Raw genomic sequence first — 21,227 nt, forward strand, 5'->3', positions numbered from 1 at the left:
CAGTCGCGCCCGGTCGCCCTATAATGCTCGGCAGATTTCCGTCCTCCGTACAGGTGTTCCTCTATGAAACGTCCAAGTGGTCGCGCTGCCGATCAGCTCCGCTCGATCCGCATTACCCGCAACTACACCAAACACGCCGAGGGATCTGTACTGGTCGAGTTCGGTGATACCAAGGTGATTTGCACTGTCAGCGTCGAAAATGGTGTGCCGCGCTTCCTCAAGGGGCAGGGCCAAGGCTGGCTGACCGCCGAATACGGCATGCTGCCGCGCGCCACTGGCGAGCGTAACCAGCGTGAAGCGAGCCGAGGCAAGCAAGGTGGCCGCACGCTGGAGATCCAGCGTCTGATCGGTCGTTCCCTGCGCGCGGCGCTGGACATGTCCAAGCTGGGCGACGTTACCCTGTACGTCGACTGCGACGTGATCCAGGCCGACGGCGGTACGCGTACTGCCTCGATCACCGGCGCCATGGTTGCGCTGGTCGACGCCTTGAAAGTCATCAAGAAACGCGGTGGCCTGAAAGGCGGTGACCCGCTCAAGCAGATGATTGCTGCGGTGTCCGTGGGCATGTACCAGGGTGAGCCAGTGCTTGATCTGGACTACCTGGAAGACTCGGCTGCCGAGACCGACCTGAACGTGGTGATGACCAGCACCGGTGGTTTCATCGAAGTGCAGGGCACCGCTGAAGGTGCGCCGTTCCAGCCTGAAGAGTTGAATGCGATGCTGGAGCTGGCGAAAAAAGGCATGAGCGAAATTTTCGACCTGCAAAAAGCTGCGTTGGCTGACTGATTGCTCCAATGTCCAGGTGCCGATGTCGAGCTAGGAGAGCGTCATGAGTGATGAGCAACTCCCGTTGCCAGTGCCGAGCCGAGAGGTTCGTCAATGGGCCATGTTCTGCCATCTCTCGGCCTTGCTGGGGATCTGGGTGCCGTTCGGTTCGTTGATCGGGCCGCTGATCCTCTGGCAACTGAAGCGCGAGATGGACCCGTTCATCGATGACCAGGGCAAAGAGGCGCTGAACTTTCAGATCAGCGTGGCCATTGCTTCGGCGATCTGCCTGTTGCTGATGGTGGTGGTGATCGGCTTCTTCCTGTTCGGTCTGGTGGCCATCGGTGCGCTGGTGCTGACGATCATTGCCGGGGTAAAGGCCAATGAAGGGCAGCTGTATCGCTATCCCTTCACTTGGCGGTTGATCAAATAAACAACGACACCAATCCCCTGTGGGAGCGAGCAAGCTCGCTCCCACATTGAATAAATCGTTGCTCACAAAAAAGCCGACATCGCTGTCGGCTTTTTTGCGGCTGCGAAAAGACGCTTAGATAGTCAGCGTCCAGTCGTAGTCCACGATCAATGGCGCGTGTTGCGAGAAACGCGGCTGACGTGGCAGACGAGCGCTGCGTACAAAGCGGCGCAGGCCCGGGGTCAGCAGCTGGTAGTCGAAACGCCAGCCCAGGTTGAGCATCTCAGCCTGTTCGTTGTCTGGCCACCAGCTGTACTGATCGCCTTCACGGCTGACTTCACGCAGGGCGTCGACATAACCCATGTTGCCGACAATCTCGTCCATCCAGGCGCGTTCTGGCGCCAGGAAGCCCGGGGATTGCTGGCTGTCGCGCCAGTTCTTGATATCCAGCTTCTGCTGCGCCACGTACAGCGAGCCACAATAAATGTACTCGCGACGTTTGCGCCGCTGTTTATCCAGATAACGGGCGAAATCGTCCATTAGCTTGAACTTCTGGTTCAAGTCTTCATCGCCGTTTTGCCCCGAAGGGAGCAGCAAGGTCGCGATGCTGACCTTGTCGAAATCGGCTTGCAGGTAGCGCCCGTAGCGGTCGGCCGTCTCGAAGCCGAGACCGCTGATGACAGCCTTCGGTTGCAACCGCGAATACAAAGCCACGCCACCTTGGGCGGGAACTTCGGCATCGCAGGCATAAAGGAAGTAGCCATCCAGTTGGAAGGCTGGATCGTCCAGTTCAAAGGCGGAGGCGCGGGTGTCCTGCAGGCAGATGACGTCGGCATTCTGTGCTTGCAGCCAACTGAGCAAACCTCGCTCGACTGCAGCCTGAATACCATTGACGTTCACACTGATGATCCGCATAAATGGCCCCAAAAATCACGTGCGTGTATGATACACGGCGTCTACCTAATTAGCTAAATCCGTGGTATTTGGGGTTTTTTCATGCAAGCGTATCAACGCGACTTCATTCGTTTTGCCATCGATCGTGGCGTTTTGCGCTTCGGTGAGTTCACCCTGAAGTCCGGGCGTACCAGTCCTTACTTCTTCAATGCCGGTCTTTTCAACTCAGGTTCTGCGCTGGCGCAGCTAGGTCGTTTCTACGCAGCGGCCATCGTCGAGAGCGGCATTGCGTTCGACGTGTTGTTCGGCCCGGCCTACAAAGGTATTCCTTTGGCGGCGACTACCGCCGTGGCGTTGGCTGAGCACCATAACCGCGATCTGCCATGGTGCTTCAACCGTAAGGAAGCCAAGGCCCACGGCGAAGGCGGCAGCCTGGTCGGTGCGCCGCTGACCGGCGAAGTGCTGATTATCGACGACGTGATCACCGCCGGCACCGCAATCCGTGAAGTGATGCAGATTATCGCTTCCCAGGACGGCGCCAAGGCGGCCGGTGTGCTGATCGCGCTAAACCGTCAGGAGCGTGGCAACGGTGAGCTGTCGGCGATCCAGGAAGTGGAGCGCGACTTCGGCATCCCGGTGGTCAGCATTGTTTCGCTGAATCAGGTGCTGGAATTTCTCGCCGACGATCCGCAGCTCAAGCAGCATTTGCCGGCGGTAGAAGCCTACCGCGCGCAGTTCGGCGTCTAACGCAATTTCCGCGTAGGAGCTGCCGAAGGCTGCGATCTTTTGATCTTGTTTCTGAAAAGCAAAGTCAAAAGATCGCAGCCTTCGGCAGCTCCTACAGGGGTAGCAGGGATCGCAGGCAAAAAAAGACCCCGCTCAACCTGGTTGAGCGGGGTCTTTTTATGTGTGCTGCTTATGGACGCTTGCGATTGCTGATCAGGGTGCCCACACCGGTGTCGGTGAAGATCTCCAGCAGAATCGCATTCGGAACCCGTCCATCGATGATCAACGAGCTTCCCACGCCGCCTTGCACCGCTTCCAGCGCGCAACGGATCTTCGGCAGCATGCCGCCGTAGATGGTGCCGTCGGCGATCAGTTCGTCGACCTGCTGGGTGCTCAGGCCGGTGAGAACCTTGCCTGTTTTGTCCATCAGACCGGCGATATTGGTCAGCAGCATCAGCTTTTCAGCTTTCAGTGCTTCAGCCACTTTGCCGGCTACCAGGTCGGCGTTGATGTTGTACGACTCGCCGTTGGCGCCGACACCGATGGGCGCGATCACCGGGATGAAGTCGCCTTTGACCAGCAGGTTCAGCAGGTCGGTGTTGATCCCGACCACTTCGCCGACCTGGCCGATGTCGATGATTTCCGGCTGGGTCATTTCCGGTGTCTGACGGGTGACGGTGAGCTTCTTCGCGCGAATCAGCTCGGCATCTTTACCGGTCAGGCCGATGGCGCTGCCGCCATGGCGGTTGATCAGGTTGACGATGTCTTTGTTCACCTGGCCGCCGAGGACCATTTCCACCACGTCCATGGTCTGGGCGTCAGTGACGCGCATGCCGTCGATGAAGTGGCTCTCGATCGACAGGCGCTTGAGCAGGTCGCCGATTTGCGGGCCGCCACCGTGAACCACCACCGGGTTAATGCCGACGGCCTTCATCAGCACGATGTCGCGGGCGAAGCCGGTTTTCAGCTCCTCGCTTTCCATCGCGTTGCCGCCGTATTTGATCACCAGGGTCTTGCCGACATAGCGGCGAATGTAAGGCAGCGCTTCGGACAGGACCTTGGCGGTGTTGGCGGCGGCTTCGCGTTCGAGGGTCATTCAGGGCTCCGGCACTTCAATAAAAGGCGCTTCAAAAAATCAAAATGGTAGTTGGAGGTCAGGTGCAACACGTTTCAGTTGGGTGTGGAACACGTCCTTGATGCGCTGCAGTTCGGCGTCGTTATCGGCCTCGAAACGCAGGACCAGCACCGGTGTGGTGTTGGACGCACGAACCAGGCCCCAGCCTTTGGTGTAGTCGACTCGCACACCGTCGATGGTGGTCAATTCGGCACCGATGCCCCAGCGGGCATCGTGCAGTGCATCAATGATGCTGAATTTGCTCTCTTCGGTCACATGGATATTGATTTCTGGCGTAGAAATATCGTTCGGAAAGGTCTCGAACAGCTCCTGCGCGCTGGATTTTTCCTTGCTGAGGATCTCCAGCAGCCGCGCGGCGCTGTAAATGCCGTCGTCGAAACCGAACCAGCGCTCCTTGAAGAAGATGTGCCCGCTCATTTCGCCTGCGAGCAGGGCGCCGGTTTGCTTCATCTTCTTTTTGATCAGCGAATGACCGGTTTTCCACATCAGTGGGCGACCGCCGTATTCCTTGATCAGTGGAGTCAGGCGGCGGGTGCATTTGACGTCGAAGATGATCTCCGCGTCCGGGTTGCGCGCCACCACGTCTTTGGCGAACAGCATCAGCAGGCGGTCCGGGAAGACGATGTCGCCGGTATTGGTCACCACGCCGACGCGGTCGCCGTCACCGTCGAAGGCCAGGCCCAGGTCGGCGTTGGTTGCCTTGACCTTGGCGATCAGGTCCACCAGGTTCTCGGGCTTGCCCGGATCCGGGTGGTGGTTCGGGAAGTTACCGTCGACGTCGCAGAACAGCGGGATCACTTCGCAGTTCAGTGCTTCGATCAACTGAGGCGCGATAACACCGGCGGCACCGTTGCCGCAGTCGACCACCACTTTCAGGCGGCGGGCGAGTTTGATGTCCTGGACGATTTCGGTGGTGTAGCGGTCGAGGATCTCGACTTTGGTGATGCTGCCCTTGCCGCTGCTCAGGTTGTTGGTTTTCAGGCGGTCATGCAGTGCCTGGATCTGTTCGTTGGCCAGGGTGTCACCAGCGATGACGATTTTGAAGCCGTTGTAGTTCGACGGGTTGTGGCTGCCGGTGAGCATCACGCCGGACTTGCCGGCCAGTACGTTGGCCGCGTAATAGAGCGCCGGGGTTGGCACCAGTCCGACATCGCTGACGTGGCAGCCACTGTCGTGCAGACCCTGAATCAACTGCTCGACCAGTTCCGGGCCGGACAGGCGACCGTCACGGCCGACAGAGATGTTCGGCTCGTCCTTGGCCAGCGTTTCGGAGCCAATGGCGCGACCGATCCAGTAAGCGGTTTCAGCCGTCAGGGTTTCCGGGACGACGCCACGAATGTCGTAGGCGCGAAAGATGCTGTCGGGGAACGCGGGGGCGACTCGGGCTGCGTTGCTCATCACTGGGGCTGCTCCAACTCAAAGGTTGCTGGACGGGCCGACGAACGGGTCGTCGGCGGGTTCAAACTGAAAGGTATGACGGTGTTTTTGGCAGAGAGTTCGTGGTGCGCAAATGCCTGCCTGGGGCCTCAGCCTGCGCGGGGTCGTCTACTGCCGTGATTTTGACCGGTAAACCTTACAGTTAAGGTCTGTGCACTATTCATCCTGAAATGCAAAGCGTTGTGTTCAGGCCGGGCAGGGTGCCGGGCCTTGATGGGGGTGATCAGTGGCTGCCCGAGTGACCGAAACCACCGGCGCCACGTTGGGTTTCGTCGAACTCTTCGACCAGTTCGAAGTGCGCTTGCACTACCGGCACCAGCACCAGTTGGGCAAGGCGTTCGCCGACCACGATGTTGAAGTCGGTCTGGCCGCGGTTCCAGCAGGAGACCATCAGCGGGCCCTGATAATCGGAGTCGATCAGCCCGACCAGGTTGCCCAACACGATGCCGTGCTTATGGCCCAGGCCCGAGCGCGGCAGGATCAGCGCGGCAAGGCCCGGATCGCCGATATACACCGACAGACCGGTCGGGATCAACAGCGTTTCACCCGGCTTGATGACGGTGTCCCGTTCCAGCATCGCCCGCAGGTCGAGGCCGGCGGAGCCTGGCGTGGCGTACTGCGGCAGCGGGAATTCGTGGCCAATGCGTGGGTCGAGGATTTTGGCTTGTAAAGCGTGCATGCGAATTAAACCTGGTTCAGACGTTCGGCGATAAAAGTGATCAGCTGGCGGGCGATTTTGCCCTTGCTGGTCTGGGCGAAGAGCGTTGCGTGCAACGCTCGGTCGATCACGCTGCAAGCGTTTTCCTCGCTGTTGAAGCCAATGCTCGGGTTGGCCACGTCGTTGGCGACGATCAGGTCGAGGTTTTTGTCTTTCAGTTTGCGGGCAGCGTAGTCGAGCAAGTGTTCGGTTTCGGCAGCGAAACCGACACTGAACGGACGGTCGGGGCGCGTGGCAATGGTCGCCAGAATGTCTGGGTTACGGACCATTTGCAGCAACAAGCCGTCGCCGTTCGTAGGGTCTTTCTTGAGTTTTTGTGGGGCGACGACTTCCGGGCGATAGTCCGCGACCGCGGCGGAAGCGATGAACAGGTCGCAAGGGATCGCGGCTTCACAGGCGGCGAGCATGTCGCGGGCGCTGACCACGTCGATCCGGGTGACGCGATCCGGGGTTGGCAGGTGTACGGGGCCGGTGATCAAGGTCACTCGGGCGCCGGCTTCAACCGCGGCTTCGGCCAGGGCAAAGCCCATTTTCCCGGAGCTGTGGTTGGTGATGTAGCGCACCGGGTCGATGTTTTCCTGAGTCGGACCTGCGGTGATCAGCACGTGTTTGCCGGTCAGCGCCTGGCGCTGAAAGCAATCGGCGGCGCACTGCGCCAGATCGTTGGCTTCGAGCATGCGGCCCATGCCGACGTCACCGCAGGCCTGGCTGCCGGACGCCGGGCCGAAGACCTTGAAACCACGGCTTTCGAGCAATTGGGTGTTGGCCTGGGTGGCCGGATCGCGCCACATCGCCTGGTTCATCGCCGGCGCCAGCGCGACAGTGGCGTCGGTGGCCAGCACCAGGGTGGTCAGCAGGTCGTTGGCGATGCCTTGGGCCAGGCGCGCGATCAGGTCGGCGGTGGCCGGGGCGATCAGCACCAGGTCGGCCCATTTGGCCAGCTCGATATGGCCCATCGCAGCTTCGGCCGCCGGGTCCAGCAGGTCGAGGTGGACCGGGTGCCCGGAGAGGGCCTGCATGGTCAGCGGGGTGATGAACTCACTGCCGCCGCGGGTCATGACCACCCGCACTTCGGCGCCCTGGTCGATCAGTCGGCGAACCAGCTCGGCGCTCTTGTAGGCAGCAATGCCACCGCCGACGCCGAGAACGATGCGTTTCCGATACAGCCGCTGCATAGGTCTGCCTTTCATTTCGTTGATGACTGCATGGCGAAACCCCCTCCCCAGGGATGAATTCGCCCGCAAAAAAGATGGGCTACGATATCACAGCGACCGCTACGGAACAGCGGCGCCCACACACACATGGAGGTGCTATGAGCATTCGCGATTGGCCGGCGGCGGAGCGCCCGCGGGAGAAACTACTGGAGCAGGGTTCGGCGAGTCTTTCGGACGCCGAATTGCTGGCCATCTTCCTGCGGACCGGGGTGACCGGCAAAAGCGCGGTCGATCTGGCGCGACACCTGTTGCATCAATTCGGCAGCCTGCGCACGTTGCTGGAGGCAGACCAGCAGACGTTCGGCAGTCAGCTTGGGCTCGGGCCAGCGAAGTTCGCCCAATTGCAAGCCGTGCTGGAGATGGCGCGGCGGCATCTGGCAGAACGCTTGCGTCGCGACTCGGTGCTCAAGAGTCCGATCGAAGTGCGCAATTACCTGAAGGCGATGTTGCGCCATGAGCCGCATGAGGTCTTCGGCTGCCTGTTTCTGGACTCCCGGCATCGGGTGCTGGCGTTCGAGATACTGTTTCGCGGCTCGATCGACAGCGCCAGCGTCTACCCGCGTCAGGTGGTCAAGCGCGCACTGACGCACAACGCCGCGGCGCTGATCCTGTGCCACAACCATCCCTCAGGGAGTGCTGAACCCAGTCAGGCGGATCGAGCGCTGACCAAGCGGCTGCAAGAGGCGCTGGACCTGATCGATGTGCGGGTACTCGACCATTTCATCGTCGGCGACGGCGATCCGCTATCGATGGCCGAGTACGGGTGGATGTGAGGGAGGCGCGACGAGTATAAAACCCCTGTGGGAGCGGGCTTGCTCGCGAAGAGGCCGTGTCAGTCGGCATAAATGTTGGCTGACAGATCGCTTTCGCGAGCAAGCCCGCTCCCACAGGTTTTGCGGCGACGCTATTACTGGAGGCTGACCTTCGAAAAATCCTGGCGGCCGAACGGGCTGACCTGGTAGCCCTGAACTTCCTTGCGCGTCAGCGCGTAGGCGGTCGGGTGCGCCAGTGGCAGCCACAGTGCCTGTTGCTGGATCTGCGCCTGGGCCTGTTCGTAGAGCTTGCTGCGCACGCCTTGTTCGGTGGTGGTCTTGCCGGCGCTGATGACCTTGTCCAGGCCTGGGTCGCAGTAGCGGGCGAAGTTGGTCCCGGACTTGACCGCCGCACAGGAGAACTGCGGCGTGAGGAAGTTATCCGGGTCGCCGTTGTCGCCGGCCCAGCCCATGAACAGCAGATCGTGTTCGCCGGCCTTGGCGCGGCGGATCAGCTCGCCCCATTCAATCACCCGGATTTCCGCCTGAATCCCGATTTCAGCCAGGTCCGCCTGCAACAGCTGGGCGCCAAGGCTTGGGTTTGGATTGAGCAGACTGCCGGAAGGGCGGGTCCAGATGGTGGTTTTAAAGCCCTCCTTGAGCCCGACCTTGGCCAGCAGTGCGCGCGCTTTGGCGATGTCTTTTGGATAGCCCGGCAGGTCCTTGGCGTAGCTCCAGGTGGTGGGCGGGTACGGACCGTTGGCGGCTTGCGCGGTGTCTTCGAAAACGGCCTTGAGGTAGCTGGCCTTGTCGAAGGCAAGGTTGATCGCCTGGCGCACCTCGGGTTTATCCAGCGGTGGGTGCTGACTGTTGATGGCCACGAAGGCGGTCATGAACGCCGGCGTGCTTTCGATCCTGAGGGTTGGTTCCTGGGCGGCGGCCTGCACGTCCAGTGGTTTGGGCGACAGGGCAATCTGGCACTCGTTGCGCCGCAGTTTTTGCAAGCGCACGTTGGCGTCCGGAGTGATGGCGAACACCAGGCTGTCGACCGCGGGTTTGCCGGCAAAGTAGTCGCGGTTGGCCTTGTAGCGAATCGACGCATCTTTCTGGAAGCGCCCGAAGATGAACGGGCCGCTGCCGATTGGCTGGCTGTTGAGCTTCTCGGGTGTGCCGGCTTTGAGCAACTGGTCGGCATACTCCGCCGAGTAGATCGAGGCAAAACCCATGGTCAAGGTGGCGAGGAAGGTCGAGTCGGGGTGGTCCAGGGTGAAGCGCACGGTCAGTGGGTCCAGCGCGTCGATCTTCTTGATCAGCGCAGGCAATTGCATCGATTGAGCGTGAGGAAAGCCGCTTTGGGCGACTTGGTGCCAAGGGTGGGCCGGGTCGAGCATGCGGTCGAAGCTGAATTTCACGTCTTCGGCGGTCAGGTCGCGGGTAGGGCTGAAGTACTCGGTGTGGTGGAATTTCACCTGTGGGTGCAGTTTGAAGATGTAAGTCAGGCCGTCGGTCGAGACTTCCCAGCTGTCGGCCAGGCTGGCGACCACTTTGCCACTGGCGGTGTCGAAGTCCACCAGGCGGTTCATCAGCACGTCGGCCGAGGCGTTGGTGGTGGTCAGCGAGTTGTATTGAACGACATCGAACCCTTCCGGGCTGGCCTCGGTGCAGACGCTTAAAGCGGCAGCCTGGGCCAATGGGCTCAGCAGGAGTGGGGCGAGCAACAGCGGTAGGGCAGCGAGGCGCATGTGTGGATTCCTGTGCAGATCGAAGGCCCATCTGCGAGTGCAGTCTGGAAAAGGCTTACCCTAGTGGGCTCTTTTGCAAATGACTATCCCCTTTTTCACTTTGTGGCGTGCGCCCGGGGTGTTTTTAGGCAAGATTTGCGCTGTTTAACCCCTTGTGCAGGGTGAATCAGCGTAAATTGGCTCGGGCAAATCGCTTGTGCGGACGTGGATGTCGGTACTCTGCGACGAGCGGTCGCGGCCATCGACAGCCTTTGTCCAAGGCGTCTGGCGCCGCAAAACCGGGGATTTGAAAAAGTCTGTTCACACCGATAGTTGTTGCTACGGGGTCTTTCTGGTATAAAGCAGCGCTCTTTTCTAGGGGCCCGGTTCCTTCACTGTAGGTGTAGCCGGTAAGACCTCTAAAGAAACGCGGCGCCTGGCGCCAAATGACTGAGAGATTAAGCGGCCAACCCATGCCGGGTTGGGCATGTGGTTTTAGAGGGCTGAGGCATGTCGAGAGTCTGTCAAGTTACCGGTAAGGGTCCGGTGACTGGGAATAACATTTCCCACGCAAACAACAAAACCCGTCGTCGTTTCCTGCCGAACCTGCAGCATCACCGCTTCTGGGTTGAAGAAGAGAAACGTTTCGTGCGTCTGCGCGTATCTGCCAAAGGCATGCGTATCATCGACAAGCGTGGCATCACTGTCGTGCTGGCCGAAATCCGCAAAGCTGGCAAGATCTAAGGGAGCTAATCATGCGTGAATTGATTCGTTTGATTTCGAGCGCCGGTACTGGTCACTTCTACACTACCGACAAGAACAAGCGTACTACTCCGGACAAAATCGAGATCAAGAAATTTGATCCGGTTGTTCGCAAGCACGTGATCTACAAAGAAGGCAAAATCAAGTAATTGATTTTTCCCTCTTAAGAAAAAGGCCCGTATCGCAAGATACGGGCCTTTTTCGTTGTGGTCAGAAAAGCCTCAGGCCTTCTGTTCAAACGCCACATAGATCTTGCGGCACGGCTCCAGCACCTCCCAGGTGCCCCGGAAGCCGGCCGGGATGACAAAGCGATCGCCAGCACGTAGCGTTTTGGCATTACCGTCGTGGTCGCGCAGCACCGAAACCCCCTGCACGATTTCGCAGTATTCGTGTTCAGTGAAGTTTACCGTCCATTGCCCGACTTCACCTTCCCACACCCCCGCGCTCAGCTGGCCGCAGGGACTGTTGTAGTGGTTGTAGACGGCTTGCTCGGGGTCGCCCTTGAGGACTTTTGCGGCGTCCGGGCGGTAACGTTCGGCGGGTGTGGTGGCCTGGCTGAAGTCGACGATGTCCTGGATGCTCATTCGTGTAATCCCCCGTGATTGCCTGGTAAAGCCAAAGTCTATGTTTATTAAAATGAACATCGCAAGGCTGTTTTCTGGCTTTGTGTCAAATATATTGAAACATGAGGGGCCGCTGGTTTAGGGTGGCAGTTGCCTTGGGCCGATTTGTAGGCTGGCCGGGCAGAATTCCTGAAGGTGCCTGCGTAGATCGCGTGGCGCTCATATTCAATAAGAGGAGGACACTTGTATGACCACCCTGACTCGTACTGACTGGGAACAACGCGCCCGCGACCTGAAAATCGAAGGCCGTGCCTACATCAATGGCGAATACACCGCAGCCGTCTCCGGCGAGACCTTCGACTGCATCAGCCCTGTCGATGGCCGTCTGCTGGGCAAGATCGCCAGCTGTGATGCCGCCGACGCCCAGTATGCCGTCGACAACGCCCGCGCCACCTTCAACTCCGGCGTCTGGTCGCGTCTGGCTCCGGCCAAGCGCAAAGCCACCATGATTCGTTTCGCGGGCCTGCTCAAGCAGCACGCCGAAGAGCTGGCGCTGCTTGAAACCCTGGACATGGGCAAGCCGATCAGCGACTCCCTGTACATCGACGTTCCGGGCGCGGCGCAAGCGCTGAGCTGGAGCGGTGAAGCCATCGACAAGATCTACGACGAAGTGGCCGCTACCCCGCACGACCAACTGGGTCTGGTGACCCGTGAACCAGTGGGTGTGGTTAGCGCTATCGTGCCGTGGAACTTCCCGCTGATGATGGCGTGCTGGAAACTCGGCCCGGCGCTGTCCACCGGTAATTCGGTGATCCTCAAGCCGTCTGAAAAATCCCCGCTGACCGCCATCCGCCTCGCGGCGCTGGCCGTTGAAGCCGGTATCCCGAAAGGCGTGCTGAACGTGCTGCCAGGCTACGGTCACACCGTTGGCAAGGCGCTGGCCCTGCACATGGATGTCGACACGCTGGTGTTCACCGGTTCGACCAAGATCGCCAAGCAACTGATGATCTACTCCGGCGAATCGAACATGAAGCGCGTCTGGCTAGAAGCCGGTGGCAAGAGCCCGAACATCGTGTTTGCCGATGCACCGGACCTGCAAGCGGCGGCCGAATCGGCGGCCAGTGCCATCGCGTTCAACCAGGGCGAAGTCTGCACCGCAGGTTCGCGTCTGCTGGTCGAGCGTTCGATCAAGGACACGTTCCTGCCGCTGGTGATCGAGGCCCTGAAGGCCTGGAAGCCGGGCAACCCGCTGGATCCGGCCAGCAACGTCGGCGCGCTGGTCGACACGCAACAGATGAACACCGTGCTGTCCTACATCGAATCCGGTCACGCCGATGGCGCCAAACTGGTGGCTGGCGGCAAACGCATTCTCCAGGAAACCGGTGGCACCTACGTTGAACCGACGATTTTCGATGGCGTGAGCAACGCGATGAAGATCGCCCAGGAAGAGATCTTTGGCCCGGTACTGTCGGTCATCACCTTCGACAGCGTCGAGGAAGCGATTCAGATCGCCAACGACACGCCGTATGGCCTGGCCGCTGCAGTCTGGACCTCGGATATCTCCAAGGGTCATTTGACTGCCAAGGCCCTGCGCGCCGGTAGCGTGTGGGTCAATCAGTACGATGGCGGCGACATGACCGCACCGTTTGGTGGTTTCAAACAGTCGGGCAACGGTCGTGACAAGTCGCTGCACGCGTTCGACAAGTACACCGAGCTGAAGGCGACCTGGATCAAGCTGTAAATTGTTACGGGCCCCGGTCGCATCTGGGGCTCAAGACAACGTAGAACCCTTGTGGGAGCGAGCTTGCTCGCGATAGCGGTATGACAGTCGACGTTAATGTTGAATGTTGGTCCGTCATCGCGAGCAAGCTCGCTCCCACAGTGCTTTGTGCTGTGCCTGAAAAATAATTATCCACAGCAGCGTGGAAATGCGTTGGGCGACTTATTTCGCAGTTTTGGCGTCATTTGTCCCATTCAGCACTGTCGTTGTGCTCGGCCAGCAGTTTGATCGCCGCCGCGCCGACTTTGCGTACGGCCTCTTCAATCTGCGGTGTCGGCTTGGCCGCGTAGTTCATGCGCAGGCAATTGCGGTACTTGCCCGAGGCGGAAAAGATGCTGCCGACGGCAATCTGTACGCCTTGGTCGATCAGCGCACGATTCAGTTTCAAGGTATCGAAACTTTCTGGCAGTTCGACCCAGAGCATGAAGCTGCCTTGCGGGCGACTGGCGCGGGTGCCGGCGGGAAAGTAGCGGCTGACCCAGTCGAGCATCAGGTCGCGATTGCGCTGGTATTGAGTGCGCACCCGCCGCAAATGCGGCTCGAAGTGACCGCCTTTGAGAAACTCGGCGATGGCGATCTGTGGTTGCGGCGCAGTGGAGCCGGTGCTGATGTATTTCATGTGCAGCACCCGTTCCAGGTACCGGCCCGGCGCGACCCAACCAATGCGCAGACCCGGCGCCAGGGTCTTGGAGAACGAGCTGCAGAGCAGGACGCGGCCATCTTCGTCGAAAGATTTGATCGTGCGGGGACGCGGGTAGGTGTAGGCCAGTTCGCCATACACATCGTCTTCAATGATTGCCACGTCGAAGCGCTGTGCCAGGGTCAGCAGCGCCCGTTTGCGCGACTCCGGCATGATGTAGCCCAGCGGGTTGTTGCAGTTTGGGGTCAACTGTATGGCTTTGATCGGCCACTGTTCCAGGGCCAGTTCCAGCGCTTCGAGGCTGATCCCGGTAATCGGGTCGGTGGGAATCTCCAGGGCTTTCATGCCCAACCCTTTGAGGGTCTGCATGGCGCCGTGAAAGCTCGGCGAGTCCACGGCAACGATGTCTCCCGGCTCGCAGATTGCGCGAATGCTGGTGGACAGCGCTTCGTGGCAACCCGTGGTGATCACCAGATCGTTGGCGCTCAGCTGACAGCCGGAATCGAGCATCAAGCGGGCAATCTGCTCGCGCAGTTCCAGGGTGCCGTAGATATTGTCGTAATACAGGCCGGGCATGTCCTGCCGCCGGCTGATCCGCGCCAGCCCGCGCAGCAGGGGTTTCATGGTCGGCGTGGTGACATCCGGCATACCGCGACCGAGCTGCACGACGTCTTTACGCGGGACGGCGCGGATCAGCTCCAGCACCTGATCCCACTGGGAAATGTCCACCGGGCGCTGGGCTGGGCGGCCAACGACCGGCAGCTCCGGCAACTCGCGCCCGGCGGGTACGAAGTAGCCGGATTTCGGCTTCGGCATCGCCAGCCCGCTGTCTTCCAGTACCCGATAGGCCTGCTGCACCGTGCTCAGACTGACCCCGTGCTCGACGCTCAATGCCCGGACTGACGGCAGTCGGTCACCAGGTCGGTAGAAGCCCTGTTCGATCCGCGTGCCGAGCAATTCGGCGAGGTTGACGTAGAGAGTCATGGTGCAGCCTCGGTGAGGAGATTCAGGGAACCAGTACAGATGGGGCAAAAATACAGGATTCAGTCGGTAAAATGGAAAATCTGTATTGAAATAATACAGCCACGTTGAATCTGTAACGGTTTCGCCTGCCCGCGCATCATGGAATCTCTGGCGACCCAAGTAAACAGGAGCAATCAAAATGAACGGCTTGAGCGATGTGCGGCTGACGTTACACAGTCAGGAACTGGTGGCAGGGCAGGACAAGGGCATGCGTGCGGTAAAAAACCGCAATGCCCCGTCCGGTCTCGGTCGCTGGAGTCTGTTCTGGCATCGTCTGCACACGCGCAAGGCCTTGCTTGAGCTGTCGCCTGAGCAGTTGCGCGATGTGGGGTTGAGTCGTGAGCAGGCGCGGGAGGAGGGGCTCAAACCGTTCTGGCGGCTTTGAGTGTGATAGCGCCCTCTCGATCGAATCGCGAGCAAGCTCGCTCCCACGTTTGATCTCTGTTGTTCACAAGACGTGTGTTCACAGATGAACCCCTGTGGGAGCGAGCCTGCTCGCGAAGGCGTCGGCACGGGCGCCTGAAATCTTTCAGACCAGCTCTTTCATCCGATGCCACAACATCCCCAACGCCAACAACGACGAGCGCAGGTACTTACCGCCTGGGAAGGTAATGTGCGGCACCTTGGCGAACAGGTCGAAGCCGCCGCTCTGCTGACCGCTGATGGCCTCGGCCAGCAGCTTGCCGGCCAGGTGGGTGGCGTTCACTCCATGACCGGAATAGGCCTGGGCGTAATACACATTCGGCTGGTCCTTGAGCCGGCCGATCTGCGGCAGGCGGTTGGCGCCGATGCCGATCATCCCGCCCCATTGATAGTCGATCTTCACCCCGGCCAGCTGCGGGAAGACGTCGATCATCTTCGGTCGCATATACGCGGCAATGTCCGACGGGTCGCGGCCGGAATAGTGGCAGGCGCCGCCGAACAACAAGCGCCGATCCGCCGAGAGCCGGTAGTAGTCCAGCGCCACTCGCTGATCGCAGACCGCCATGTTCTGCGGCAGTAATGCGTGCGCCTGTGCTTCGCTCAAGGGTTCGGTGGCGATGATGTAACTGCCGGCGGGCAGTACTTTGCCGCTGAGCTCGGGGTTCAGGTTGTTGAGGTAGGCGTTGCAGCCCAGCACCAGGGTCTTGGCGCGGACCGAGCCTTGTGCGGTGTGGACCTTGACCTCGCTGCCATAGTCGATGCGGGTCACGGCCGATTGTTCGAACAGCTTCACGCCCAGTTGCTGCGCCGCGGCGGCTTCGCCCAAGGCCAGGTTCAGCGGGTGCAGATGCCCGGAACCCATGTCTATCAAACCACCGACGTAGCGGTCGGAGCCGACCACACTGTGCATTTCATTGGCTTGCAGCAACCGGGTTTCGTAGCGATAGCCGAGGCTGCGCAGTTCGGCCGCGTCTTCGGCAAAACCGTCGAGGTCGCGAGGTTTGTTGGCCAGGTCGCAGTAACCCCAGGTCAGGTCGCAGGCGATCTGAAAGTGCTCGACCCGTTGCCGGACGATTTCCACTGCTTCCAGTCCCATGAGTTTCATCTGACGGACACCGTCCGTGCCGATCACATTGGCAAACTGATCGAGGCCATGGCCGACCCCACGAATCAATTGCCCGCCATTGCGGCCACTGGCGCCCCAGCCGATCTTGTGCGCTTCGAGCAGCACCACACGGAGCCCGCGTTCGGCCAGTTCGATGGCGGTGTTCAGCCCTGAGAACCCGCCACCCACCACGCACACGTCCGCCAGCAGTTCGCCTTTGAGCACCGGATGATCGGGCTGCGGCAGGCTGCTGGCGGCGTAGTAAGAAGCGGCGTGCAGATGGCTCGGGACAGGTTGCTGAACACGGGGGTGCATGTGCGTCATCCTGATCTCGTGTGTTGAGTAAATTTTACGGAGCATAAGCCGGACCTTTCGGCCTGGGCAACACTGGTCGGCTGGTGCTGTCTGGATCGAGGCTTTTAGGGCAAAATCCCATTCCGTTCACTATCCCGGTACGCGCTTCGATGAGCTGCAACAGCCAGAAAATTCGCACTCTTCGCCAGCAGATCCCCTCGTTCGAGTGCGTGCCCGGCTGCCATGACTGCTGTGGTCCGGTGACCACTTCGCCGGAAGAAATGTCCCGCCTGCCGCGCAAGACCAGGGCTGAGCAGGACGCCGCGATGGATGAACTGAACTGTGTGCACCTGGGCCCCAATGGCTGCACCGTGTATGACGAACGACCACTGATCTGTCGGCTGTTCGGCACCACGAAGACCTTGCCGTGTCCCAACGGCCGCCGCCCGGTGGAGTTGATTCATCCACGGGTCGAGAAGCAGATTCATGAATACATGGCCAGCACCCGGCAAGTCCTGGTTTAGAGGCGCCGTTGCTTCAGCTAGACCGAGTCGCTTCAATCGCGAGCAAACTCGCTCCCACAGTAGATTTTCAGTGGGCACAGTTTTGTGTACGGCAGGACCCCATGTGGGAGCGAGCTTGCTCGCGATGGCGCCCGCTCAGGCAACTATTTCCTCAGAGCTGACTTCAATCCGGAATCGGCAGGTTCAGGCTCTCTTTCACTTCTTCCATCACGATATAGCTCTTGGACTCACGCACGTGGGGCAGTTTGAGCAGGATGTCGCCCAGCAGTTTGCGGTACGAGGCCATCTCGGAAATCCGCGCCTTCACCAGGTAGTCGAAATCTCCTGACACCAGATGGCATTCCAGTACATGCGGCAGTTTCAGCACCGCGCGTCGGAACTCTTCGAAGGTATCGCCGGACTTGTAGTCGAGGCTGATCTCGACGAACACCAGCAGGCTACCCTTGAGGTGCTGCGGGTTGAGTCGGGCGTTGTAGCCCATGATGATCCCTTCGCGCTCCAGGCGTCGCACCCGCTCAGTACAGGGCGTGGTCGATAACCCGACTTTTTCCCCAAGCTCCGTGAACGAAATCCGCCCGTCTGCCTGAAGGATGCGCAGGATATTACGGTCGATCTTGTCCAGCTCGCGTTTGGTCTGAGTATTGGTCCGCATAGGGGATGCGCCTCCGTGAAAAGGGATTTTGCCGAGAATTGTCGCCAAATATAGGTGCTTATATAGTGAAAAGCACTGGCCAATGTTTTTTACACTGCGCACATCTGTGATTTGAACAACAAACGTCAGCGGTAAGCCGCGATGAGGGATATGAAAATGCGCGTTCTGGTCTTGGGTAGCGGCGTCATCGGTACCGCCAGTGCCTACTATCTGGCTCGGGCCGGCTTCGAAGTAACGGTCGTCGACCGTCAACCGGCTGCTGCCATGGAAACCAGTTTCGCCAACGCCGGCCAGGTCTCGCCGGGTTACGCCTCGCCGTGGGCCGCGCCGGGCGTGCCGCTCAAAGCTATCAAATGGCTGTTGCAGCGCCACGCACCGCTGGCGATCAAGGCCACCGCCGATATCGACCAATACCTGTGGATGGCGCAGATGCTGCGTAACTGCACCGCCAGCCGTTATGCGGTGAACAAAGAGCGCATGGTTCGCCTGTCCGAGTACAGCCGTGACTGCCTCGACGAGCTGCGCGCTGAAACCGGCATTGCCTACGAAGGCCGCAGTCTGGGGACTACTCAACTGTTCCGCACTCAGGCGCAGCTGGATGGCGCGGCAAAAGACATCGCCGTCCTGAAAGAGTCCGGCGTACCGTTTGAACTGCTCGACCGCGCCGGCATTGCCCGCGTCGAACCGGCGCTGGCCAACGTGACCGACATCCTCGCCGGTGCCCTGCGCCTGCCGAACGACCAGACTGGCGACTGCCAGATATTCACCACGCGCCTGGCCGAAATGGCCATCAAACTGGGCGTGGAATTCCGCTTCGGCCAGGACATTCAGCGCCTCGACTACGCCGGTGACCGAATCAATGGCGTATGGATCGACGGTAAGCTGGAAACCGCTGACCGTTACGTATTGGCACTTGGCAGCTACTCGCCGCAGTTGCTCAAGCCGCTGGGCATCAAGGCCCCGGTGTACCCGCTCAAGGGCTACTCGCTGACGGTGCCAATCACCAACCCGGCGATGGCCCCGACGTCGACTATTCTCGACGAGACCTACAAAGTCGCGATCACCCGTTTCGACAACCGCATTCGCGTAGGCGGCATGGCTGAGATCGCCGGTTTTGACCTGTCGCTGAACCCGCGTCGACGCGAAACGCTGGAGATGATCGTCAACGATCTTTATCCTCAGGGCGGCGACCTGGCCCAGGCGAGTTTCTGGACCGGTCTGCGTCCGACCACGCCGGACGGCACGCCGATTGTCGGCGCCACACCGTTCAAGAACCTGTTCCTGAACACCGGTCACGGCACACTCGGCTGGACCATGGCGTGCGGCTCTGGCCGCTTGCTGGCTGACCTGATGGCGAAGAAAGCGCCACAGATCAGTGCCGAAGGCCTCGATATTTCCCGTTATGACAAGACCAATCAGGAGTCCGCAAAAAATGTCAATCCAGCGCCAGCTCACCAATGAGCGCATGAGCCAGATCGTTGTCCATAACGGTACCGTGTATCTGGCAGGGCAAGTCGGCGACGATATGAGTGCCGGGATTGAACAGCAGACTCGTGAAACCCTCGCCAACATCGAGCGCTTGCTGGATCTGACCGGGACCGACAAAACCAGGCTGCTGTCGGTGACGATTTACCTGAAAGACATTGATGCCGATTTCGAGGGCATGAACAGTGTCTGGGATACCTGGCTGCCAAAGAACGTCGCGCCTGCCCGTGCGACGGTCGAAGCCAAATTGTGCGAACCGGAAATCCTGGTTGAGCTGTCGGTAGTGGCTGCTCTTCCTTAAGAAGCGATCCCTCTCCCGGTGCTACTGGCGGTTCACGCCGTCAGCCAGCGCCGGTTTTTTCTTCCCCATGACCGCCTAGAAGTCTGCCGCCATGCGTCCTGCCCGTGCCCTGATCGACCTTCAAGCCCTGCGTCATAACTACCAACTGGCCCGAGAAGTCTCGGGGGCTCGCGCCCTCGCGGTGATCAAGGCCGATGCCTATGGCCATGGCGCGGTGCGCTGCGCCATGGCCCTGGAGGCCGAGGCGGATGGTTTTGCCGTAGCCTGCATCGAAGAAGCCCTGGAGCTGCGCGCCGCCGGCATTCGTGCGCCGGTTTTGCTGCTCGAAGGCTTTTTCGAAGCCGATGAGCTGTCGCTGATCGTTGAGCATGATTTCTGGTGCGTGGTGCATTCGCTGTGGCAGCTCGAAGCAATCGAGAAAGCCGCGTTGAGCAAGCCGATCACGGTCTGGCTCAAGCTTGATTCGGGCATGCACCGGGTCGGCCTGCATCCGGCGGATTATCAGGCGGCCTACCAGCGTTTGCTGGCCAGCGGCAAGGTCTCGAAGATCGTGCTGATGAGCCACTTTGCGCGTGCCGATGAGCTGCATAGCAGCAGCGCGGCGGAGCAGGTTGCAGTGTTTGAAGCAGCGCGCCAGGGCTTGTCGGCGCAGGTCAGCTTGTGTAACTCGCCGGCGGTGCTGGGTTGGCCGCAGGTGCCGAGCGATTGGGTTCGTCCGGGCATCATGCTCTATGGCGCGACACCTTTCGAAGAAGCCAATCCGGTGGCGGCGCGCTTGCAGCCGGTGATGACCCTGGAATCGAAAGTCATCAGCGTGCGCGAACTGCCGGCCGGTGAACCGGTGGGCTACGGGGCGAAGTTCATCACCCAGAGGCCGATGCGTATCGGTGTGGTCGCCATGGGCTATGCCGACGGTTATCCGCGTCAGGCACCTACCGGCACACCAGTGTTGGTGGCCGGGCAGCGCAGCCAGCTGCTGGGACGAGTGTCGATGGACATGCTCTGCATCGATTTGACCGACGTGCCGCAGGCCGGTCTTGGTTCTACCGTCGAACTGTGGGGTAAAAACATCCTCGCCAGCGACGTAGCCATGGCTGCCGGGACCATTCCCTATCAGATCTTTTGCAACCTGCGTCGCGCGCCACTGCTCTATTCCGGGAGCTGAGGCGGGCTGTCGAGACCAGAAGTCGCTTTGCTGAACGGGATTCAGACCCAAGTGTTGTAAATACTGAACGCTGTCGCCATGATAACGCTCACTATCCACACAATCTGAATCCTGGGAGGCTAATGCATTGGACGTCGGTGAACGACTGCAATCGATCCGTAAACTGAAAGGTCTATCCCAGCGAGAGCTCGCCAAGCGCGCGGGTGTTACCAATAGCACCATTTCGATGATCGAGAAAAACAGCGTCAGTCCCTCGATCAGTTCGCTGAGGAAGGTACTTGGCGGCATCCCCATGTCTATGGTCGAGTTCTTTTCCGAAGAAATTCTCCAGGAAAAACCCACGCAGATCGTCTACAAAGCTCATGAGCTGATCGATATCTCCGATGGCGCCGTGACCATGAAACTGGTCGGCAAGGCGCATCCGAGCCGTGCTATTGCGTTCCTCAACGAGATCTACCCGCCAGGCGCCGATACCGGTGAAGAGATGCTCACCCATGAGGGCGAGGAAACCGGGATTTTGCTCGAAGGTCGGTTGGAATTGGTGGTCGGGCTTGAGACCTTCGTGCTTGAAGCCGGTGACAGCTACTATTTCGAAAGCACCAAACCGCACCGGTTCCGAAATCCGTTCGATGCGCCTGCGCGACTAATCAGCGCAGCCACACCGGCGAATTTCTAAGAAAAGAGGCGTCCGGCAAGGTTTTGCGAGTCGCCCTATGCTGTATTTCGCCACGACTTA

General features: G+C 60.0%; 22 protein-coding genes and 1 pseudogene. 13 read left to right on the forward strand and 10 right to left on the reverse strand.

Annotated elements, in window-relative coordinates; all coding sequences use genetic code 11:
• Positions 1-63: 63 nt before the first annotated feature.
• Together rph and AC1RPZ_RS04550 are read left to right on the forward strand one after the other, a co-directional pair.
• Positions 64-786 carry a ribonuclease PH gene (gene rph, locus AC1RPZ_RS04545; RefSeq protein WP_493135292.1) on the forward strand — a complete coding sequence of 241 codons (723 nt, stop codon included), beginning with the start codon at positions 64-66 and terminating at the stop codon, positions 784-786.
• Between the two features lie 43 nt (positions 787-829).
• Positions 830-1,198, forward strand: coding sequence for a DUF4870 domain-containing protein (locus AC1RPZ_RS04550; protein ID WP_019694276.1), 369 nt, complete (start codon positions 830-832; stop codon positions 1,196-1,198).
• 114 nt (positions 1,199-1,312) lie between these two features.
• On the opposite strand, the gene crc is transcribed toward AC1RPZ_RS04550, so the two are convergent.
• Complete coding sequence (gene crc, locus AC1RPZ_RS04555) at positions 1,313-2,092, reverse strand: catabolite repression control protein Crc (RefSeq protein WP_003176915.1); 780 nt, start codon at positions 2,090-2,092, stop codon at positions 1,313-1,315.
• Between the two features lie 81 nt (positions 2,093-2,173).
• Here crc and pyrE point away from each other — a divergent pair, with 81 nt between their 5' ends.
• Entirely contained in the window at positions 2,174-2,818 is a 645-nt protein-coding gene (gene pyrE / locus AC1RPZ_RS04560; RefSeq protein WP_123426173.1) for an orotate phosphoribosyltransferase, read from the forward strand.
• A 169-nt stretch (positions 2,819-2,987) separates the two neighbouring features.
• Here pyrE and argB read toward each other — a convergent pair whose 3' ends face one another.
• From argB to coaBC, 4 genes and pseudogenes are all read right to left on the reverse strand, one after another.
• On the reverse strand, positions 2,988-3,893 hold the full coding sequence (argB, locus tag AC1RPZ_RS04565; RefSeq protein ID WP_123426174.1) for an acetylglutamate kinase: 906 nt from the start codon (positions 3,891-3,893) through the stop codon (positions 2,988-2,990).
• A 39-nt stretch (positions 3,894-3,932) separates the two neighbouring features.
• Positions 3,933-5,336, reverse strand: a pseudogene (locus AC1RPZ_RS04570) (phosphomannomutase/phosphoglucomutase); the annotation flags it as partial.
• Between the two features lie 256 nt (positions 5,337-5,592).
• Positions 5,593-6,048 carry a dUTP diphosphatase gene (dut, locus tag AC1RPZ_RS04575; protein WP_493135294.1) on the reverse strand — a complete coding sequence of 152 codons (456 nt, stop codon included), beginning with the start codon at positions 6,046-6,048 and terminating at the stop codon, positions 5,593-5,595.
• A 5-nt stretch (positions 6,049-6,053) separates the two neighbouring features.
• Entirely contained in the window at positions 6,054-7,262 is a 1,209-nt protein-coding gene (coaBC, locus tag AC1RPZ_RS04580) for a bifunctional phosphopantothenoylcysteine decarboxylase/phosphopantothenate--cysteine ligase CoaBC (protein WP_493135696.1), read from the reverse strand.
• Positions 7,263-7,399: 137 nt separating this feature from the next.
• Here coaBC and radC point away from each other — a divergent pair, with 137 nt between their 5' ends.
• Positions 7,400-8,074, forward strand: a complete 675-nt coding sequence (radC, locus tag AC1RPZ_RS04585; protein WP_493135296.1) for a RadC family protein — start codon at positions 7,400-7,402, stop codon at positions 8,072-8,074.
• 134 nt (positions 8,075-8,208) lie between these two features.
• Here radC and AC1RPZ_RS04590 read toward each other — a convergent pair whose 3' ends face one another.
• Entirely contained in the window at positions 8,209-9,795 is a 1,587-nt protein-coding gene (locus AC1RPZ_RS04590) for an ABC transporter substrate-binding protein (RefSeq protein ID WP_493135298.1), read from the reverse strand.
• A gap of 489 nt (positions 9,796-10,284) precedes the next feature.
• On the opposite strand from AC1RPZ_RS04590, the gene rpmB reads away from it, so the two are divergent.
• Positions 10,285-10,518, forward strand: a complete 234-nt coding sequence (rpmB, locus tag AC1RPZ_RS04595; protein ID WP_007894701.1) for a 50S ribosomal protein L28 — start codon at positions 10,285-10,287, stop codon at positions 10,516-10,518.
• Positions 10,519-10,529: 11 nt separating this feature from the next.
• Positions 10,530-10,685, forward strand: coding sequence for a 50S ribosomal protein L33 (gene rpmG / locus AC1RPZ_RS04600; RefSeq protein ID WP_007894709.1), 156 nt, complete (start codon positions 10,530-10,532; stop codon positions 10,683-10,685).
• 72 nt (positions 10,686-10,757) lie between these two features.
• On the opposite strand, the gene AC1RPZ_RS04605 is transcribed toward rpmG, so the two are convergent.
• Positions 10,758-11,120, reverse strand: coding sequence for a cupin domain-containing protein (locus AC1RPZ_RS04605; RefSeq protein ID WP_493135300.1), 363 nt, complete (start codon positions 11,118-11,120; stop codon positions 10,758-10,760).
• Between the two features lie 226 nt (positions 11,121-11,346).
• Here AC1RPZ_RS04605 and AC1RPZ_RS04610 point away from each other — a divergent pair, with 226 nt between their 5' ends.
• Positions 11,347-12,840: an aldehyde dehydrogenase gene (locus AC1RPZ_RS04610; protein WP_493135302.1), complete on the forward strand. Its 1,494-nt coding sequence runs from the start codon at positions 11,347-11,349 to the stop codon at positions 12,838-12,840.
• Between the two features lie 220 nt (positions 12,841-13,060).
• On the opposite strand, the gene AC1RPZ_RS04615 is transcribed toward AC1RPZ_RS04610, so the two are convergent.
• A complete protein-coding gene (locus tag AC1RPZ_RS04615; protein ID WP_493135304.1) occupies positions 13,061-14,503 on the reverse strand; it encodes an aminotransferase-like domain-containing protein in 1,443 nt (480 codons plus the stop codon).
• A gap of 178 nt (positions 14,504-14,681) precedes the next feature.
• Between AC1RPZ_RS04615 and AC1RPZ_RS04620 the strand changes: the two genes are divergently transcribed.
• Entirely contained in the window at positions 14,682-14,927 is a 246-nt protein-coding gene (locus AC1RPZ_RS04620) for a DUF1127 domain-containing protein (protein WP_493135306.1), read from the forward strand.
• Positions 14,928-15,071: 144 nt separating this feature from the next.
• On the opposite strand, the gene AC1RPZ_RS04625 is transcribed toward AC1RPZ_RS04620, so the two are convergent.
• The gene (locus AC1RPZ_RS04625) at positions 15,072-16,385 is read right to left on the reverse strand and encodes an NAD(P)/FAD-dependent oxidoreductase (RefSeq protein ID WP_493135308.1); all 1,314 of its coding nucleotides are present in this window, start codon (positions 16,383-16,385) and stop codon (positions 15,072-15,074) included.
• Between the two features lie 149 nt (positions 16,386-16,534).
• Between AC1RPZ_RS04625 and AC1RPZ_RS04630 the strand changes: the two genes are divergently transcribed.
• Positions 16,535-16,888, forward strand: coding sequence for a YkgJ family cysteine cluster protein (locus tag AC1RPZ_RS04630; RefSeq protein ID WP_007894729.1), 354 nt, complete (start codon positions 16,535-16,537; stop codon positions 16,886-16,888).
• A gap of 163 nt (positions 16,889-17,051) precedes the next feature.
• Here AC1RPZ_RS04630 and AC1RPZ_RS04635 read toward each other — a convergent pair whose 3' ends face one another.
• On the reverse strand, positions 17,052-17,540 hold the full coding sequence (locus AC1RPZ_RS04635) for an Lrp/AsnC ligand binding domain-containing protein (protein ID WP_003206849.1): 489 nt from the start codon (positions 17,538-17,540) through the stop codon (positions 17,052-17,054).
• A 156-nt stretch (positions 17,541-17,696) separates the two neighbouring features.
• Between AC1RPZ_RS04635 and dadA the strand changes: the two genes are divergently transcribed.
• The 4 genes from dadA to AC1RPZ_RS04655 all read left to right on the forward strand — a co-directional run bounded on the left by dadA (position 17,697) and on the right by AC1RPZ_RS04655 (position 21,167).
• A complete protein-coding gene (gene dadA, locus AC1RPZ_RS04640; RefSeq protein ID WP_493135310.1) occupies positions 17,697-19,001 on the forward strand; it encodes a D-amino acid dehydrogenase in 1,305 nt (434 codons plus the stop codon).
• Complete coding sequence (locus AC1RPZ_RS04645) at positions 18,973-19,326, forward strand: RidA family protein (protein ID WP_493135312.1); 354 nt, start codon at positions 18,973-18,975, stop codon at positions 19,324-19,326. Before dadA ends, AC1RPZ_RS04645 begins: the two co-directional genes overlap by 29 nt.
• A gap of 91 nt (positions 19,327-19,417) precedes the next feature.
• Positions 19,418-20,491, forward strand: a complete 1,074-nt coding sequence (gene alr, locus AC1RPZ_RS04650; RefSeq protein ID WP_493135314.1) for an alanine racemase — start codon at positions 19,418-19,420, stop codon at positions 20,489-20,491.
• 127 nt (positions 20,492-20,618) lie between these two features.
• Positions 20,619-21,167 carry a cupin domain-containing protein gene (locus AC1RPZ_RS04655; protein WP_493135316.1) on the forward strand — a complete coding sequence of 183 codons (549 nt, stop codon included), beginning with the start codon at positions 20,619-20,621 and terminating at the stop codon, positions 21,165-21,167.
• Positions 21,168-21,227 lie beyond the last annotated feature (60 nt).

It is taken from the genome of Pseudomonas sp. GW822-FHT02D10, assembly GCF_058802345.1.

Bases quoted from the DNA above. Each gene is read 5' to 3' on its own strand.
- rph (WP_493135292.1), top strand. From the start codon at position 64: ATGAAACGTCCAAGTGGTCGCGCTGCCGATCAGCTCCGCTCGATCCGC.
- AC1RPZ_RS04615 (WP_493135304.1), bottom strand. From the start codon at position 14,503: ATGACTCTCTACGTCAACCTCGCCGAATTGCTCGGCACGCGGATCGAA.
- coaBC (WP_493135696.1), bottom strand. From the start codon at position 7,262: ATGCAGCGGCTGTATCGGAAACGCATCGTTCTCGGCGTCGGCGGTGGC.
- rpmB (WP_007894701.1), top strand. From the start codon at position 10,285: ATGTCGAGAGTCTGTCAAGTTACCGGTAAGGGTCCGGTGACTGGGAAT.
- rpmG (WP_007894709.1), top strand. From the start codon at position 10,530: ATGCGTGAATTGATTCGTTTGATTTCGAGCGCCGGTACTGGTCACTTC.
- AC1RPZ_RS04630 (WP_007894729.1), top strand. From the start codon at position 16,535: ATGAGCTGCAACAGCCAGAAAATTCGCACTCTTCGCCAGCAGATCCCC.
- argB (WP_123426174.1), bottom strand. From the start codon at position 3,893: ATGACCCTCGAACGCGAAGCCGCCGCCAACACCGCCAAGGTCCTGTCC.
- dut (WP_493135294.1), bottom strand. From the start codon at position 6,048: ATGCACGCTTTACAAGCCAAAATCCTCGACCCACGCATTGGCCACGAA.
- AC1RPZ_RS04605 (WP_493135300.1), bottom strand. From the start codon at position 11,120: ATGAGCATCCAGGACATCGTCGACTTCAGCCAGGCCACCACACCCGCC.
- AC1RPZ_RS04590 (WP_493135298.1), bottom strand. From the start codon at position 9,795: ATGCGCCTCGCTGCCCTACCGCTGTTGCTCGCCCCACTCCTGCTGAGC.
- AC1RPZ_RS04635 (WP_003206849.1), bottom strand. From the start codon at position 17,540: ATGCGGACCAATACTCAGACCAAACGCGAGCTGGACAAGATCGACCGT.
- pyrE (WP_123426173.1), top strand. From the start codon at position 2,174: ATGCAAGCGTATCAACGCGACTTCATTCGTTTTGCCATCGATCGTGGC.
- AC1RPZ_RS04625 (WP_493135308.1), bottom strand. From the start codon at position 16,385: ATGCACCCCCGTGTTCAGCAACCTGTCCCGAGCCATCTGCACGCCGCT.
- AC1RPZ_RS04620 (WP_493135306.1), top strand. From the start codon at position 14,682: ATGAACGGCTTGAGCGATGTGCGGCTGACGTTACACAGTCAGGAACTG.
- AC1RPZ_RS04610 (WP_493135302.1), top strand. From the start codon at position 11,347: ATGACCACCCTGACTCGTACTGACTGGGAACAACGCGCCCGCGACCTG.
- dadA (WP_493135310.1), top strand. From the start codon at position 17,697: ATGCGCGTTCTGGTCTTGGGTAGCGGCGTCATCGGTACCGCCAGTGCC.
- AC1RPZ_RS04645 (WP_493135312.1), top strand. From the start codon at position 18,973: ATGTCAATCCAGCGCCAGCTCACCAATGAGCGCATGAGCCAGATCGTT.
- crc (WP_003176915.1), bottom strand. From the start codon at position 2,092: ATGCGGATCATCAGTGTGAACGTCAATGGTATTCAGGCTGCAGTCGAG.
- radC (WP_493135296.1), top strand. From the start codon at position 7,400: ATGAGCATTCGCGATTGGCCGGCGGCGGAGCGCCCGCGGGAGAAACTA.
- alr (WP_493135314.1), top strand. From the start codon at position 19,418: ATGCGTCCTGCCCGTGCCCTGATCGACCTTCAAGCCCTGCGTCATAAC.
- AC1RPZ_RS04550 (WP_019694276.1), top strand. From the start codon at position 830: ATGAGTGATGAGCAACTCCCGTTGCCAGTGCCGAGCCGAGAGGTTCGT.